Genomic DNA, 14,368 nt, shown 5'->3' on the forward strand with positions numbered 1-14,368 from the left:
CTAAACTTTCAGCCTCCGTCGCATGGACCTTCACGAACTCCCCCTCACACCAACCGCCTCCCCCGACGCGCCGCCCGTCACCTTCAAACTCATCGGCATCGGCGGCGGCGGAGCCAACGCCCTCGCGCGCCTTCCCCTGCCCGCCCTCGACGGCCTCGCCACCGCCATCATCGACACTGATCGCAAGGCAATCGCCCAGCACACCTCGCCCGCGGAAAAACACCTCATCGCGCCCGACCTCCGCGGCGGCCTCAGCACCGGAGGCGATCCCGAGCTCGGCCGAGAAACCGCCGAGGCCTCCCGGGAGCAACTCGTCCCCCTCGCCACCGGCGCCGACATCATTTTTCTCTCCGTCGCCCTCGGCGGCGGCACCGGCGGGGGCGTCGCCCCCCTCGTTGCCGAGCTCGCCACGGAAAACAACGCCCTCGTCATCGCCTTCGCCACGCTCCCATTCAGTTTCGAGGGCTCGCGCCGCATGCGCCAGGCAGAGGAAAGCCTCGTCGAACTGCGCCGCGCCTGCGACGCCGTCATCACCCTCCCCAACGACCTGCTCCTGCAACAAACCACCGACACCGAATCCGTCACCGACGCACTTCGCCGCGCCGACGAGTGGATGCTCCGCGGCGTTCATTCCATTTACTCGATCCTCCGCCGCCCCAGCCTCATCAACCTCGACCTCGCCTCGCTCCGCCGCGCCTTTGTTTCCCGCGGGGGCAAAACCCTCTACGCACTCGGCCACGGCTCCGGCGAAAACATCATCACCCAGACCCTCGAAAGCCTCAAGATGTGCCCCCTCCTGCACATCGCCGAAACCGCGCGCAAGGTTGACCACCTCATCGTCAACATCATCGCCGGCTCCGCCATCACGCTCCCCCAAATCAACGACTTGATGAGCGTGATCAGCGCGCAATACGGCCGCGACGCCCACGTGCTCATGGGCACATCCATTTCCGACGACCAGCCGGACGCCATCCAAGTCTGCGTTATAGGCACCACCGATGTCGGCACCCGCAACCGCCCCGTGCGCGCGGCACCGCCCCCCGCCGACAACGCCAACGCCGAAACCAACATTCAACACCCCGCTCCCAAGGGGAAAAAACCTGTCGTCAAAACAAAAGGCGCCGCAAATCAAGACCAGGAAGAGTTCACCTTCGCCGGAGCCGATCAGCAACGCGGCACCTTCGAAAACTCCGACCTGAACCTCTTCGAGGACCAGGATCTCGATCGCCCCACCTACCTCCGCAAAGGTATCAAAATCCAGTTATAGTCGCAAAGCCCGGGATGGGGCATTTAACCCCATCCACAAAAGGACTCATGCTTCAGGCGTAACCAAACGCCATTGCTCGAAACGCCGAAACCGCCGCGTTTGATGTTCAACAAAACCCGGCGGGCACGCCCCGCCGAGCGGGGCATCGTGCATGAAACTTGTTTCGGGTTCCGCCTTAATTTTTCACAATCAGGGTGGATTTGAATTCGCGCACATCCTCGCTGCTCGGGGTTTGATACACGGACAGGCCGAATTCACCGATAATCGACAGCAGATGGTCAAAAATATCCGCTTGAATACCCTCGTATTGAACCCAGCGGACATCGCTTGTGAATGTATACAATTCCAGCGGTATGCCTTTCTCCGTCGGGTCAAGCTGTCGCACCATGAGCGTCATTTTCTTGTGGATGTTCGCGTGCGCGCGCAGGTAGGCCTCGCAGTAGGCGCGGAATGTGCCGAGGTTCGTCAGGCAGCGGCCGTTGCCGAGTATCGAGAGATCACATCCCTTCTTTTTATTGTCCTCGCTGATTTCCGCCAGCTTCGCGTCGAGGTAAGGTTTCAACAGGTCGATGCGGTGCCAGTGCTCCAGCATTTTCTCGTCGGCAAAACGGATTGTTTTCATGTCAACCTTGATCGAGCGCTTGATGCGGCGTCCGCCCGATTCCGACATGCCGCGCCAGTTCTTGAACGAACCCGACGCCAGCGAATAGGCGGGAATCGTGACGATCGTGTTGTCAAAATTGCGCACTTTCACGGTCGTGAGCGACACGTCGATCACATCGCCGTCCGCGCCCGCCGAGGGCATTTCGATCCAGTCGCCCACGCTGACCATTTTGTTTGCCGCAAGCATGATGCCGCCCGTGAAACCAAGGATCGCGTCCTTGAAAATCATCATCAGCACGGCGGCGAGGGCGCCGATTCCGGAGAGGAAATAGACGGGCGATTTGCCGAGCAAAATCGAGAGCACGAGAATCGCCGCAATGAGCGCGATGACAAGTTTTCCGGCCTGGATCACGCCCTTCAACGGCATCCCGCTGAGGAGGCTCGTGCGCTGTGAAATGAGATAGACCGTGTCGAACGCCGAAAAGATGACACCCACCGCGATCGCGATGATGTAGAGGTTCACAAAGCTGTCCGCAAACGCGGCGACCGCGGGCGCGTCGGCGAACACGCGGGCGTTAAACGTGCTAATGATGATCGCCGGCACGAGGTGCATGAAGCGCTGGATCAACTTTGATTCGATCAACGCGTCGTCCCACTTGGCCTCGGTCTTGGCGATGAGCCGGTGCACGGTTCGCACCACGATAAAATTGACCATCTTGTAGGCGAGAAACGCGACCAGCACCAGGCACACGCCGGCGATGATCGTGCCGGTGAGCACCGCGGTTTCTTGCGAGATGCCGTGATTGATCAGGGTTTCCTTGAACAAGGTGCTCAAGCCTTCGATACTGTCGGTGGAAGCAGTTGCGGGGACGGTGTTGGTATCAGCCATAGTGCGATCAACACTGGGGGGCCTCCGCGGCGTTGTCTATGCACGATTGAAAAAAATTCAGGGTGCACAATCCGCGAGTGCAACGGACGGGGCTGTCTCCATGCCGCACGTTGGCGCGCAAAAAAAAGCGAATCCAAATCGGATTCGCCTCTCGCTGAAATTAAGAATGTGTCGCTCAGGCTTTTTCGTAGCGCCTCACGCGAACGGCCATGGCGGCCTTGCCCTCGCGACCGCGCAAATAATAAAGGCGCGCGCGCATCGGCACGGAGTGCTTCTCAACCTCGATCTTCTCGATGTTGGGCGAGTTCACGGGGAACACACGCTCGACGCCCTCGCCGTAGCTGATGCGGCGGACGGCAAACGTCTCCTGGATGCCGCCACCCTTGCGGGCAATCACGACACCAGAGAAAATCTGGATGCGCTCTTTTTCGCCTTCGCGAACCTTGGTGTGCACGCGCACGCCATCGCCAACCCGGAATTGCGGGATGTTGGTCTTGAGCTGGTCTGCGGTGATTTCTTTGATGATCGGATTCATGTCTGGTGTTGTTTGAGTAAATCTGGTCTGACTTTGCGAGTTTTCTCAACACGTTGCGCGTGCCGCCAGTCTTCGATTTTGCGGTGGTCGCCCGAAAGGAGGACTTCCGGAACGGACATGCCGCGAAATTCGGCGGGACGCGTGTATTGAGGAAAGTCGAGCAACTTGCCTGTGAAGGATTCATGCGTCAATGACTTTTCTTCACCAAGCACGCCGGGGATAAAACGGCTCAGCGCGTCGATCACCACCGCCGCCGCCAGCGTGCCGTTGGTGAGCACGTAGTCGCCGATGCTGATTTCCCGGTCGATCACACAATCGCGAATGCGCTGGTCGATTCCCTCGTAGTGGCCGCTCAAAAAGATAACGTGCTCCTCGCGCGAAAGCTCCTCCGCGATTGCCGGCGAAAGCGGCTCGCCGTCCGGCGTCAGGTAAACGCGCCTGCACCCGGGTGTTTGCAACTGCTCCATCGCCGCGAAAACCGGCTCCGGCTTGAGCACCATGCCCGCGCCGCCGCCGAAGGGCCGGTCGTCCGCCGTGCGGTGCTTGTCGGTCGTCCATTCGCGCAGGTCATGCACCCGCACATCAAGCCGCTTCGCGCCGATGCCCCTGCCCAGGATGCTCTCGGCAAGAAACCCGTCGAGCATTCGGGGGAAAAGTGTGATGACGTCGATTGTGAGCGGCATGGATGAACGGCGCGGAATTCTCGAAACTCAAGCAACCGGCGGCGGTTGGTTGACGACGGGGGGCGCGGGCGGCCGGGAACGGGAAACGGGCTGCGCATTGTCGTTGCGACCGACAAACACCGCCGCAAACACCCCCGCAAACCCGATAACGTATCCCAGTGCCCTTACAATCCCAAGCCCATTGAAAATAAGATTCATCTTTTCAACGGGTATGCTTCCCCCGATTTGCATGTTGATGAAATACACTGTGATCAAAGTGCCAAAAAACGATACCACGAACAGGATGGCGGTTCCAATCAAGGCCAGGGTCGCCGCCTTCGGGGCGCGCGAGCGCAAGGCAAGGGAGCAAAAGAAGCAGACGGTATAAAGCAGCAAGTAAGGCGCCGCGGTGGTTAGTTGCGAAATAAGGATTTGGGGAAATGCGGAGTTCATGGGTTGATTTAGCTGAGGGTTGCGGAGGCCGGCGCGGCGGTTCGGGCTTGATTAACAAAACAAAAGCCCCGGCTTGTCAAAAGCCGAGGCATGGTGGAGAAAAATTGGCGATGTGAAGCGAAGTGCCGCGCGCTTATCAAGCGGCGGGCGCTTCCTCTACGGCCGGAGCTTCGATCGTGGCCGACTTGCGAACCTTCTTGATGAGGCCCTTGGCGGTGTCGGTCGGAAGCGCGCCCTTGGACAGCCAGTATTCGGCGCGGGCGAGATCGAGTGTGAGAGCGTCCTTCTTGGAACGGGGCGAGTAGGTGCCGAGGATTTCGACCGCGGCGCCATCGCGACGGGAACGGGCCTCTGCCACGACCACGTGGTAGATGGGTTGGTGCGTCGCACCTATGCGGGAAAGACGGATTTTAAGAGCCATGTTGATTGCTGATTTCTGAAAAGATTCTGATGAAAAGTCGGTAAATGCACCGTTCCGGCGGCAACTTGTCAAGCGCACTCTCCATTTCCCGCAAATAAGTGCGCATTTCTACGTTTCGCGCCTCCGCGTGTCCGGCAGAAGCACCGTCACCAGGCCGAGCAATGGCAAAAAGCTGCACAAGAAATAGACCTGTTCGATGCCAACCGAATCCGCCAGCCTGCCGAGCAGCGCGGAGCCGATCCCGCCAAGCCCGAAGGCAAACCCGAAAAACAAGCCCGCCACAAGCCCCACCTTGCCGGGAATCAATTCCTGCGCGTAAACCAGAATCGCCGAAAATGCCGACGCCAGCACAAGACCGATCACCACGGTCAGCGCAATCGTCGCGGCAAACCCGGCGTGCGGCAGCAACAGCGTGAACGGCGCCGCGCCGAGAATCGACACCCATATCACGATCTTGCGCCCCACACGATCCCCCACCGGCCCGCCGATAAACGTGCCCGCGGCCACCGACGCCAAAAACACAAACAACAGCATTTGCGCCATGCCCTCGCTCACGCCGAATTTCCGGATCATGTAAAATGTGTAGTAGCTCGTCATGCTCGCGAGGTAGATTTGTTTCGAGAAAATCAACACCACCAGCACGGTGATCGCCCGCACCACCCGGCGCATCGGCAGGCGAAACACCGGCGCCGCCGGTCCGGGCGCGGCAGGGGCGTCAACATTGCCGGATGCGGCGCTCTCGGCGCGCACCGCCGCAAGTTTTTGCTTATACCAAGCGCCCGCGCGCATCAGCACCACAAACCCGATCAGCGCCACAATCGTGAACCACAGGATATGTTTTTCACCGCGCGGCGTGATGATCGCGCGCGCCAGCACGGGACCGAGCGCCGTGCCAAAATTGCCGCCCACTTGGAACAGTGACTGCGCAAGCCCAAACTTCCCGCCCGACGCAAGACGCGCCAGCCGCGACGCCTCCGGGTGGAAAATCGCCGAGCCCGCGCCCGAAAGCGCCACACCGCACAAAATCATCGCATAGCTGTGCGCAAACCCGAGCGTCAATATGCCCGAAAGCGTGATGAGCATGCCGGCCGCAAGCGACCACGGCATCGGCCTGCGATCCGCGGCGAGCCCCACGATTGGCTGAAAAATCGAGCCGGCCAGTTGCGCAACCATGGTGATCACGCCGATTTCCCAATACGAAAGGTCGTAGGTTCGCTGGAGCAGCGGATAGATCGAGGGGATCAACGACTGGATGATGTCGTTGAGCATGTGCGAGCAGCTCATCGCAACAAGAACCGCCATCACCGTGCCCTCGGCTTGGTATGAACGCGCGAATGCGGGTTTGGCGGTGACGGTTTCTGCGGACTGCTTGCTCATGATGAAAAAGGCGCCCACCACACACCGGACAAACGGAAACATCAAGACGGATTGCGACTGGCGAAAAATTCCCGAGGGACACTTTTCTTTTTGAAAAAAGTTGAGGTGCGCGGCCCATCCATCACATAGGGGATGTGATGATAGATGTAACACCATGGATGAACGAGGCTGTTATCCGCCTCCAAAAACACTTCGGCCCGCGATTGCTCTTCGTCGGCCTTCAAGGCAGTCATCGCCGCGGGGAGGCGCGGGAGGATAGTGACATCGATATCCTGACGATTCTCGACACCCTGGACATGGAGGATCTCGCCGCCTACCGGCAAATATTGCGCGCGCTCCCGGAAGGGGAAAAAGCCTGCGGTTTCACCTGCGGGCGGGACGAACTGCTCGCATGGCCGCCAACTGAGCTTTTTCAATTCGCGCAAGACACGGACGCTTGGCATGGCGATCTCGCCTCGCTGCTGCCGCCCGTCACCCGGGAGGATACCATCATGGGAGCAAGGGCGGCAGTGTCCGGCCTGCATCATTATGCCGCCTACCTGTATGTTTCCGGCAATGAGGCAACCCGCGCGGACGACCTGAAGGGAGTATACAAGGGGTTCTTTTTCGCCATGCAGATTGTGCAATATCTGCGAAGCGGCACATACTCGAAAACAAAGAAGGATTTGCTCGCCCTGCTTTCCGGAGATGAAGCGGAGCTGCTGCGCTGCGGCATGGATCCGGTTTATTACGATGAACAAAAGGCCCTGAATCCCGATCTGCTCTTCCAGCGCATGCTCTCCTGGACAGGCGGCACCATGCGCGAACTTGCGCAAAAAATCGGAACGCGGGAAAAGTAACAGCCCGGTGCCGGCAATACCCGCGGGCAAATCCGCGCCCCGGCGCCAATAGCAAAAGAAATCACGGCACTTTTGTAATTCCCTCAAACTTGACCGACCAGGAACCGTCCTTCGGAAATCCGGGGGTGGTTCCATCGGAGCCGTCCCATCCGGCGCACATAAGCGCCACCGCCCAGAGCAGGCCTCCGTTGCCGGGAAGATACCATCCGGCGTTGTAGCCCGCGGGAGTGTAGGCGTTCAAGGGGGCGTCGAAGAGCAGCCAGTCCACCGCCTCCTTGTCGCGGCCCAGGCGCGCGGCGGTCATCGCAAGCATGGGGTAATCGCAGCCCCAAAGGTTGCCCTTCCAGTCGCCGCTTCGCAGGCCCCAAGAGATTTTGTCATAGGTGCGCTCCATGATTTTCGGGTCTATCAACGACCCTCTCACGCAACCGTAAACCTCCAGCCATGCGGGGCGCAAAAAGCGTCGGCCGTCCGGCATTCTGTCCCAAGTCTCCGGATGCGATTCCGCGTCGATATAAACGCCGTCAACGACGGGCGGCTTGGAAATGTGTTTCAAAACATGGGCGATTTTTTCGTCCCCGGGCATGCCCAGTCGCGCGCGCCATTTTTGAGCGATCTGCAGGGCGATCGCCCAGTAGTTCAACTCGCTCGTCGAGTTCCAACAATCAAAGCCGCGCGTGCCCTCCGCCCCGCTCATCAAGGGCGGCCCCAGCACGTATCTTTTTGATGCTTCGTCCCAATAAAGAAAATCGAGCATCATTTCCGTGGTTTCAAAAATGATGTCCTTCCACTCGCGCAACGTTTTCGCCGACGGATCGGCCTTGTAGGAAAGTTCCGCCAAGTAAAACGGATGCACGTTTTGGGTGATTCGGTTCGGCCCGTGATCCCAGCTTTCCCAACGCCCGAAAGGATCCGGCGTCTTCAACCACTTCGCGCCCTTGAGCCCCTCGGCCGCGGCCTCCGCCCGGGCGGATTTCAGGCCGATTTTGTTATACCATTCCACCCAGCCCTTCAAAAGCGCTCCCCTGCCCCAGAAGAAATACGGCGCGCCGTGCCAGGCGGTCATTTCAAGATGGAATTTGCCGCACCAGTGATCCGTCGCGAGCAAGCCCGCCTCGGAAGGCGGCATTGAGCCCGCCGAATTGGCCGCCATCAGGAATTGTGACAATACCACCCTGCGCTCAAGTTCCTTCCAACGCGGGTCGGCGCTTGCCGAAAAATCCGCGATCCCGCCGTTGTTCCAAAAGGCGTTCCAGTGTTTTTGGGCGGCGGCCTTCATCCTGCCAAACTCCGCCCCGGCCTTCGTCAGGCGAATTTTTTTCACCCTGTCCAAGCCGTAGTCCGAGGCGTTTTCGGTGTTTTGCAAATTTTCAAATATCGCGGTGAACTCCGCGGATTCCGAATTTCCGGAACGGAGAAACACCGTGTGCTCCCCCGTTATGTCCCCGAAACTTCCCCCGCCCTTGGAAACGGAAAAGCCCTTTGGCCCGCAAAGGCGAACCATGTATTTTCCGCCGTCGTCCATCTCCCTGATTACGCGGAACTCGCCCCGCCCATAATTTTCCAAAACCGTTTTGTGGCCCTCGACGCGGTCGAAGACGCTGGAGAAATTCGGATCGGGCTGTGTCTTGCGCCGCAGCGACAATTGCGTGCGCAGCGGGTAACCAAACGTCAAAACCATGCCGAGCCTGCCGTCCCTCAACAGCGCGGAATCGACACGCACGCCCACCGCATCGGCGTCCGGATGCACGGTGCTGACCACACTCACGCGCTCCCCGAGATATTCAAAGACACTCTCCACCCTCCCGTTCCAAAGATCGAGTCTCCGTGAGATTATTTTAACGTCCCCGGGCTTGATTTGCGCGCCGTCCATTCCCCTGAAGGCGATGCGGCAAAGGTTCATCATGTGCGGGTTGTCATAATACCACCTGATAGCCGCGGTCTCCTGTTTTGTGCGGGCAACCCTCGCGCCGGAACCCCGCGCAAGATAGTTAAACACGCGCCCGTGGGAATCCACAGGATACCGTGTTTGATTGCCCGCCTCAAAACCCTCGGGCTGCGGAAAACTGTGCCAGGCCCAGTGCGCCATCGTGTTTCCCGCGAAAGTCTGCAATCCCGTGGCGTCGCAGTTAAACGCAAACTCTCCGTTGCCGAGTGTCGTGACACCCAATAGCTCGTTCCAAACCGGCGAGTTCCTTTCGACAACCGCTTTCCTGTCTATCTTTCCACTCCCCGCCTCCAAATTTCCCAAAAAGAAAATCGGCGCGACCAGCAGCGCGCAAATAAAGTTTCTCATGACCGACTTTTTTAGTGAATGGGTGGGATGGAAAACGCGAGTGAGTCCAAGCCGTGCTTTGTCATTTTTAAGCAGTATATTTTTATCCGGATCGTTCATATTTTTCAATTTTGAATTCATAGTAGAGATTTTTATGAAATTATAATGATAAACTCAAACTGAGCCCTTTAGCTTCTCTATCGATTATTATGATTCTTCGATTGCACCTCAACTATCCCAGATTGAGATGTTTGTCGCACCCCATTTCCCGTCCTTGCAGATAAGAGTCACCACCCGCCCGTGTCCCCCAAGGAACTTCACCCTCCCAGGACCGGTCGTCACGACCTTCAGTGTGAAGCAATTCAATAAAGAAATTTCAACAATACGCTTATGCGATATGCCGGTCTTGTCGATTGCACTTTTCAAATCATTAATATACCAGTTAGCATTTTCAGAATTTTGAAGTGCAATATCGGATTTTTCATCTGAAACAATGTTGTCATATTGATTATTATTATAATTTCTCACGTCATTTATTGCCCATTCATTATTTTTATAGACAAGAGTAATGTTCTGACCCTCTGCCGTCCTAATGTCATATTTTTTAATATGTGATGTGCCAACCATAAGACCGCCATCATCCGAAAGGTATATCGCCAGGATATGCTTATCGGGAACTTGCGCAGACTTGTTGATAACATCCTGCAAGTCATTAATGCTCCAATTGACTTCAATTTGCTTCGGGGGAAACTCATCGTGTTCCCCATGAATGCTTTTATGCAAACGATTGTTGTCTATTGTGATATTCTTAAAGCTCAGAATATCGTGATAGTTATTTTCATCCGGCACGCTGCCGACACCTCGTGCTTCAGGCTCTTTTGACTTATCATGAACACAACCTATGGGCAGCATCAGCAAGAAACTGAAGCTAACTACTATCAAACATCGCCTCGACTTTATCTCAATGGTGGACGGTAAAGGGGGCATTTTGGGCATGTGTCATTGGGTCTGATTGGGGGTGGCGAATTAGTGGCGGTATTCTGTGAGTATTTTTCTTTTGCGCCCGCGGTCAAACACGCAATCCGGCTTTGAAATGCCCGTTAAGGTTGTCACCCGTCACTTTGCATTGGTTTTTCCCCGCATTTTCCGCATCATCAACACAGCACACCGTGCACGCATCGCCACTCACAGCCCTCAGCACGCGCATCCGCAAACACGCGCTCGGGCGCCTCAACTTCGCCGACTCCGGCGCCGACGTCCCCGCGCCGGAGGTCGCCCTCGTCGCGCTCGGCGGTTACGGCCGCGACCAGCAGCGCGCAAATCAAGTTTCTCATACGCAGTTTCTTTAATATTAATTGAAAATTATTATACATTATAAAACAGCGACATTCAGTCGGTTTTCAAAGTAATCACGTATTTCTTATCGGCTCCTTTTGTTATAACATACCACGGCGTATGTGAGATATATTCTGTTTTAGTTGCGTCTTCGGCGCCATCACCAATGCTGACATGCACACTAAAACGCACTCTTTCAATATCCTCCATTTTCCCAACCACAGTTCGAAGAAACCCTCCCATCGTATTAACATCACCGATAAACACAACGCTGGCTTGTGGCTGCAACGCCGAAAATCTATTGAACCTGTGTTTGTCATTAAAGATATCTGAATCCATTGTTGCATGCGATAAGATCGGACTTATTTCAGACGATTTTTTTAGTTTATATTGAACCTTAATGGCTCGTGATGAACCTAGTGACTTATCGCCAGCGCGAGGAGAGTGCCATATAAGGGTATCGGTGGAAATATTTCTCAATACACCTTTTATTTTTCCCTCATCAACACTCACAGAAAGCTCGGCATGAGCCCCGGCAGTGTCAGCCCTTATCGCCAGAGGCATAAAGGCAGCAATGGCGATGATCGTGGTTGTTATGTATTTGTTCATTTATTCCTCCAAAATTGGGCGTGCGCAGCATAAGGCATTTCGAAAACTCGGCGGCCATAAGAATGTGTCATTGGTCTGATTGGGGTTGGCGGATTAGTGGCGGTATTCTGTGAGTATTTTTCTTTTGCGCCCGCGGTCAAACACCCAATCCGGCTTTGAAATGCCCGTTAAGGCGGCCACCCGTCACTTTGCATTGGTTTTTCCCCGCATTTTCCGCAAGCTGCCCTCTCATCAACACAGCACACCGTGCACGCATCGCCACTCACAGCCCTCAGCACGCGCATCCGCAAACACGCGCTCGGACGCCTCAACTTCGCCGACTCCGGCGCCGACGTCCCCGCGGCGCAACGCCTCACCGCGTGCAAAACATTCCTGCGCCTCGAAAACGCCATGATGCGCATGCGCCACGAGGCCGGCGAATCCGGCGTCGCCGTCGCCCACGCGCGCGCCGCCACGATCGACGTCATGCTCGCGCACCTTTTTGATTACGCCATCGCGGCATGGAAACGCAGCCGCCCCGGCGTCCCCGCGCCGGAGGTCGCCCTCGTCGCGCTCGGCGGTTACGGCCGCGCCCAGCTCAGCCCGCTGAGCGACATCGACATCATGTTCCTTTACCCCTCGAACGTCCGCCTCGACGACCTCAAGGACTTCCAGCAGCACCTCGTCGATGAAATCCTCTACACCCTTTGGGATTGCGGCCTGAAAGTCGGCCACTCGTCGCGCACCACCGACGACGCCTTTGCCGAGGCCCGCGCAGACATCCAGACAAAAACCGCCCTGCTTGAGGCCCGCTTCATCGCCGGCTCCGACATTCTTTTCGAAAACTTCTTCACCGCCTACGAGAATTTCTACCGCAACGAGGGCACGCTCTCCTACATCGCTTCCCGTCTCAAAAATCAGACCATCCGGCGCGCCAAATACGGCGACACCGTTTTCCTTCAGGAACCCGACATCAAGAACGGCGTCGGCGGACTCCGCGACTACCACTCGGTTCTCTGGCTCGCCCACGTCAAACTCGGCCTGCGCAACGTCAACGACCTCGTCGAGGAAGGTTACCTGCAGCGCAACCAGCTCCGCGACTTCAAGCGCGCCTACGATTTTCTCATGCGCGTGCGCAACGAGCTCCACTTCAACTCCCGGCATCCCACCGACCTCCTCGACCTCGAACAACAACCCCGCATCGCCCTCGGCCTCGGTTACGCCAACCACGACGAGCTCGCCCGCGTCGAGCAGTTCATGCACGATTATTACCGCGCCGCGCAAACCATCTACCGCGTCGCCAAATACATTGAGCACCGCCTCTCGCTCACCGCCGACCCCATCAAAACCGGCGCGACCGCCGGCCCCTCCCCCGCCCTTTCGCTCCGCGATTCGCTCCGCCTCACCCGTCACCAAAAAACGCAGCATGTCGACGGCTTCATCCAGCGCGGCAACGAGCTCACCGCCGAGCACCCCGGCGTCTTTCGCGAGAGCCCCGAGCGCCTCATCCGCGTCTTTCGTTACGCCCAGCAACTCGGCATCCAACCCGACTTCACCCTCCAAACCCTCATTCGCGACAACCTGCCCCTGATCAACCGCCGCGTCATCAACTCGCCCGACTGCGCCGCCAGCTTCCGCGCCATCATGCACACCGTCGGCAACGTCCACCCCACCCTCTCCCTCATGCACGAGCTCGGAGTCCTCGGACGCTACCTCCCCGAATTCGACACCCTCACCTGCCTCGTCCAGCACGAATACTACCACCGCTACACCGCCGACATCCACACCCTCAACGCCATCCGCGAACTCGACCGCATTTTCCTGCGCGAGGAGGATTTCACCGGCAAATACCTCACCGCCCTCCACGAAACCCCCGCCCCCTCGCTCCTCTACCTCATCCTCCTGCTGCACGACATCGGCAAGGCCGACGGCGTCAAGGGCCACGCCGAAAACGGCGCGCTCATGGCCGGCCCCGTTCTCGAGCGATTGCAAGTGGACGCCTCGCTCCGCCCGACAATTATATTCATCATTAAAAACCACCTCGCCATGGCGCGCTTCTGGCAGAAACGCGATGTTGACGACCCGCAAACCGCAGCCGCCTTTGCCGGGGCCGTCCAGACTGCCGACAACCTCCGCTATCTCTACGTCCACACCTTCTGCGACTCGCGCAGCACCAGCGCCGAACTCTGGAACGGCTACAAGGACGCGCTCCACACCACGCTCTACCGGGCCACGAGCGAACGCCTGATGCACGACACCGCCGCCATCGCCGCCCGCAACTCGGAACGCAAGCAATTGAAGCTCAAGCAGCTCCTCTCCGAAAAAATCCCGGGCATCCCCGACGACGAAATCACCGCGCACTTCAACCGCCTCCCCGAGCGCTATTTCATCCAGGCCGACACCGCCGAAATCGCGCTCCACGTGCGCATGGTCAACCAGCTCCTCAAGTCGATCAGCGCCGCCGAATCCCTCGACACCCTCCGCCCCGTCATCGAATGGCGCAACGACCTCAACCGCGCCTTCACCATCGTCAACGTCGTCACATGGGATCGCGCCGGACTCTTCTACAAACTTGCCGGCGCCCTCAGCGTCGCCGGCGTCAACATCCTCGGCGCCAAGGTCATCTCCCGCACCGACCACATCGCCATCGACACCTTCTACATCACCGAGCCCGGCGGCGGAGTCGTGCAAAACCAGGCCGCGCAGGACACCTTTGCCAAAAACGTCGAGCAAACCCTCGTCGCCAACCGCGACCTCTACCCCGACATCCTCGCGCAAGCCAAGCGCATCGCCCCGCACGCCGCCCTCGTGGGCAGCCTCCAAAACACCTTCCCGCCTCTCATCGACGTTTACAATGAACGCTCGATGCAACGCACCATCGTGGAAATCCAAGCCCGCGACCAAATCGGCCTGCTCTACCGTCTCGCCAAGGCAATTTCCGATCACGGCTTCGGCATCACCTTCGCGCGCATCGGCACCGAGCGAGGCATCGCCATCGACACCTTCTACATTGAAAACACCAGTCGCGAAACCGCCATCGAAGCCCCCCGCCTCCGCGCCCTCCGCGACGAACTGGAAAAAGTGGTTATTCCACCGGAAACGCCGGCCCCCGGCCCGGCGTGAC

13 protein-coding genes are annotated in these 14,368 nt (G+C 58.0%); 4 read left to right on the plus strand and 9 right to left on the minus strand.

Translation table 11 applies throughout. The annotated features are described in order from the left end of the window. Nucleotides 1-22 precede the first annotated feature (22 nt). Entirely contained in the window at nucleotides 23-1,267 is a 1,245-nt protein-coding gene (locus CKA38_RS00765) for a cell division protein FtsZ (protein ID WP_108823794.1), read from the plus strand. A 175-nt stretch (nucleotides 1,268-1,442) separates the two neighbouring features. On the opposite strand, the gene CKA38_RS00770 is transcribed toward CKA38_RS00765, so the two are convergent. From CKA38_RS00770 to CKA38_RS00795, 6 genes are all read right to left on the minus strand, one after another. Further along, nucleotides 1,443-2,759 (minus strand): mechanosensitive ion channel family protein, encoded by a 1,317-nt coding sequence (locus CKA38_RS00770; RefSeq protein ID WP_108823795.1) that lies wholly within the window; start codon nucleotides 2,757-2,759, stop codon nucleotides 1,443-1,445. Between the two features lie 175 nt (nucleotides 2,760-2,934). Next, nucleotides 2,935-3,294: a 50S ribosomal protein L19 gene (rplS, locus tag CKA38_RS00775; protein WP_108823796.1), complete on the minus strand. Its 360-nt coding sequence runs from the start codon at nucleotides 3,292-3,294 to the stop codon at nucleotides 2,935-2,937. Further along, complete coding sequence (trmD, locus tag CKA38_RS00780) at nucleotides 3,291-3,977, minus strand: tRNA (guanosine(37)-N1)-methyltransferase TrmD (protein ID WP_108823797.1); 687 nt, start codon at nucleotides 3,975-3,977, stop codon at nucleotides 3,291-3,293. The genes rplS and trmD overlap by 4 nt, the downstream gene beginning before the upstream one ends. A gap of 27 nt (nucleotides 3,978-4,004) precedes the next feature. Further along, the gene (locus CKA38_RS00785; protein WP_108823798.1) at nucleotides 4,005-4,409 is read right to left on the minus strand and encodes a hypothetical protein; all 405 of its coding nucleotides are present in this window, start codon (nucleotides 4,407-4,409) and stop codon (nucleotides 4,005-4,007) included. Between the two features lie 136 nt (nucleotides 4,410-4,545). Next, on the minus strand, nucleotides 4,546-4,830 hold the full coding sequence (gene rpsP / locus CKA38_RS00790) for a 30S ribosomal protein S16 (RefSeq protein WP_108823799.1): 285 nt from the start codon (nucleotides 4,828-4,830) through the stop codon (nucleotides 4,546-4,548). Nucleotides 4,831-4,938: 108 nt separating this feature from the next. Further along, nucleotides 4,939-6,207: an MFS transporter gene (locus CKA38_RS00795; protein WP_236919080.1), complete on the minus strand. Its 1,269-nt coding sequence runs from the start codon at nucleotides 6,205-6,207 to the stop codon at nucleotides 4,939-4,941. 158 nt (nucleotides 6,208-6,365) lie between these two features. Between CKA38_RS00795 and CKA38_RS00800 the strand changes: the two genes are divergently transcribed. After that, nucleotides 6,366-7,046, plus strand: coding sequence for a nucleotidyltransferase domain-containing protein (locus CKA38_RS00800; RefSeq protein ID WP_161554644.1), 681 nt, complete (start codon nucleotides 6,366-6,368; stop codon nucleotides 7,044-7,046). 61 nt (nucleotides 7,047-7,107) lie between these two features. Here CKA38_RS00800 and CKA38_RS00805 read toward each other — a convergent pair whose 3' ends face one another. Then, nucleotides 7,108-9,342, minus strand: coding sequence for a hypothetical protein (locus CKA38_RS00805; protein WP_152032590.1), 2,235 nt, complete (start codon nucleotides 9,340-9,342; stop codon nucleotides 7,108-7,110). Nucleotides 9,343-9,549: 207 nt separating this feature from the next. Further along, a complete protein-coding gene (locus CKA38_RS00810) occupies nucleotides 9,550-10,233 on the minus strand; it encodes a hypothetical protein (RefSeq protein WP_152032591.1) in 684 nt (227 codons plus the stop codon). Nucleotides 10,234-10,490: 257 nt separating this feature from the next. Between CKA38_RS00810 and CKA38_RS00815 the strand changes: the two genes are divergently transcribed. Then, nucleotides 10,491-10,670, plus strand: coding sequence for a hypothetical protein (locus CKA38_RS00815; protein WP_152032592.1), 180 nt, complete (start codon nucleotides 10,491-10,493; stop codon nucleotides 10,668-10,670). A 40-nt stretch (nucleotides 10,671-10,710) separates the two neighbouring features. On the opposite strand, the gene CKA38_RS00820 is transcribed toward CKA38_RS00815, so the two are convergent. Further along, on the minus strand, nucleotides 10,711-11,265 hold the full coding sequence (locus CKA38_RS00820) for a hypothetical protein (protein ID WP_108823804.1): 555 nt from the start codon (nucleotides 11,263-11,265) through the stop codon (nucleotides 10,711-10,713). 246 nt (nucleotides 11,266-11,511) lie between these two features. Here CKA38_RS00820 and glnD point away from each other — a divergent pair, with 246 nt between their 5' ends. Then, nucleotides 11,512-14,367 (plus strand): [protein-PII] uridylyltransferase, encoded by a 2,856-nt coding sequence (glnD, locus tag CKA38_RS00825; RefSeq protein ID WP_108823805.1) that lies wholly within the window; start codon nucleotides 11,512-11,514, stop codon nucleotides 14,365-14,367. The last annotated feature ends 1 nt before the right edge of the window (nucleotide 14,368 follow it).

The sequence above is a fragment of the Ereboglobus luteus genome (genome assembly GCF_003096195.1).
Lineage (GTDB): Bacteria > Verrucomicrobiota > Verrucomicrobiia > Opitutales > Opitutaceae > Ereboglobus > Ereboglobus luteus.

Coding starts and splice junctions, on each gene's coding strand:
- CKA38_RS00765 (WP_108823794.1), top strand. CDS start 23: ATGGACCTTCACGAACTCCCCCTCACACCAACCGCCTCCCCCGACGCG.
- CKA38_RS00770 (WP_108823795.1), bottom strand. CDS start 2,759: ATGGCTGATACCAACACCGTCCCCGCAACTGCTTCCACCGACAGTATC.
- rplS (WP_108823796.1), bottom strand. CDS start 3,294: ATGAATCCGATCATCAAAGAAATCACCGCAGACCAGCTCAAGACCAAC.
- trmD (WP_108823797.1), bottom strand. CDS start 3,977: ATGCCGCTCACAATCGACGTCATCACACTTTTCCCCCGAATGCTCGAC.
- CKA38_RS00785 (WP_108823798.1), bottom strand. CDS start 4,409: ATGAACTCCGCATTTCCCCAAATCCTTATTTCGCAACTAACCACCGCG.
- rpsP (WP_108823799.1), bottom strand. CDS start 4,830: ATGGCTCTTAAAATCCGTCTTTCCCGCATAGGTGCGACGCACCAACCC.
- CKA38_RS00795 (WP_236919080.1), bottom strand. CDS start 6,207: ATGAGCAAGCAGTCCGCAGAAACCGTCACCGCCAAACCCGCATTCGCG.
- CKA38_RS00800 (WP_161554644.1), top strand. CDS start 6,366: ATGAACGAGGCTGTTATCCGCCTCCAAAAACACTTCGGCCCGCGATTG.
- CKA38_RS00805 (WP_152032590.1), bottom strand. CDS start 9,342: ATGAGAAACTTTATTTGCGCGCTGCTGGTCGCGCCGATTTTCTTTTTG.
- CKA38_RS00810 (WP_152032591.1), bottom strand. CDS start 10,233: ATGCTGCCCATAGGTTGTGTTCATGATAAGTCAAAAGAGCCTGAAGCA.
- CKA38_RS00820 (WP_108823804.1), bottom strand. CDS start 11,265: ATGAACAAATACATAACAACCACGATCATCGCCATTGCTGCCTTTATG.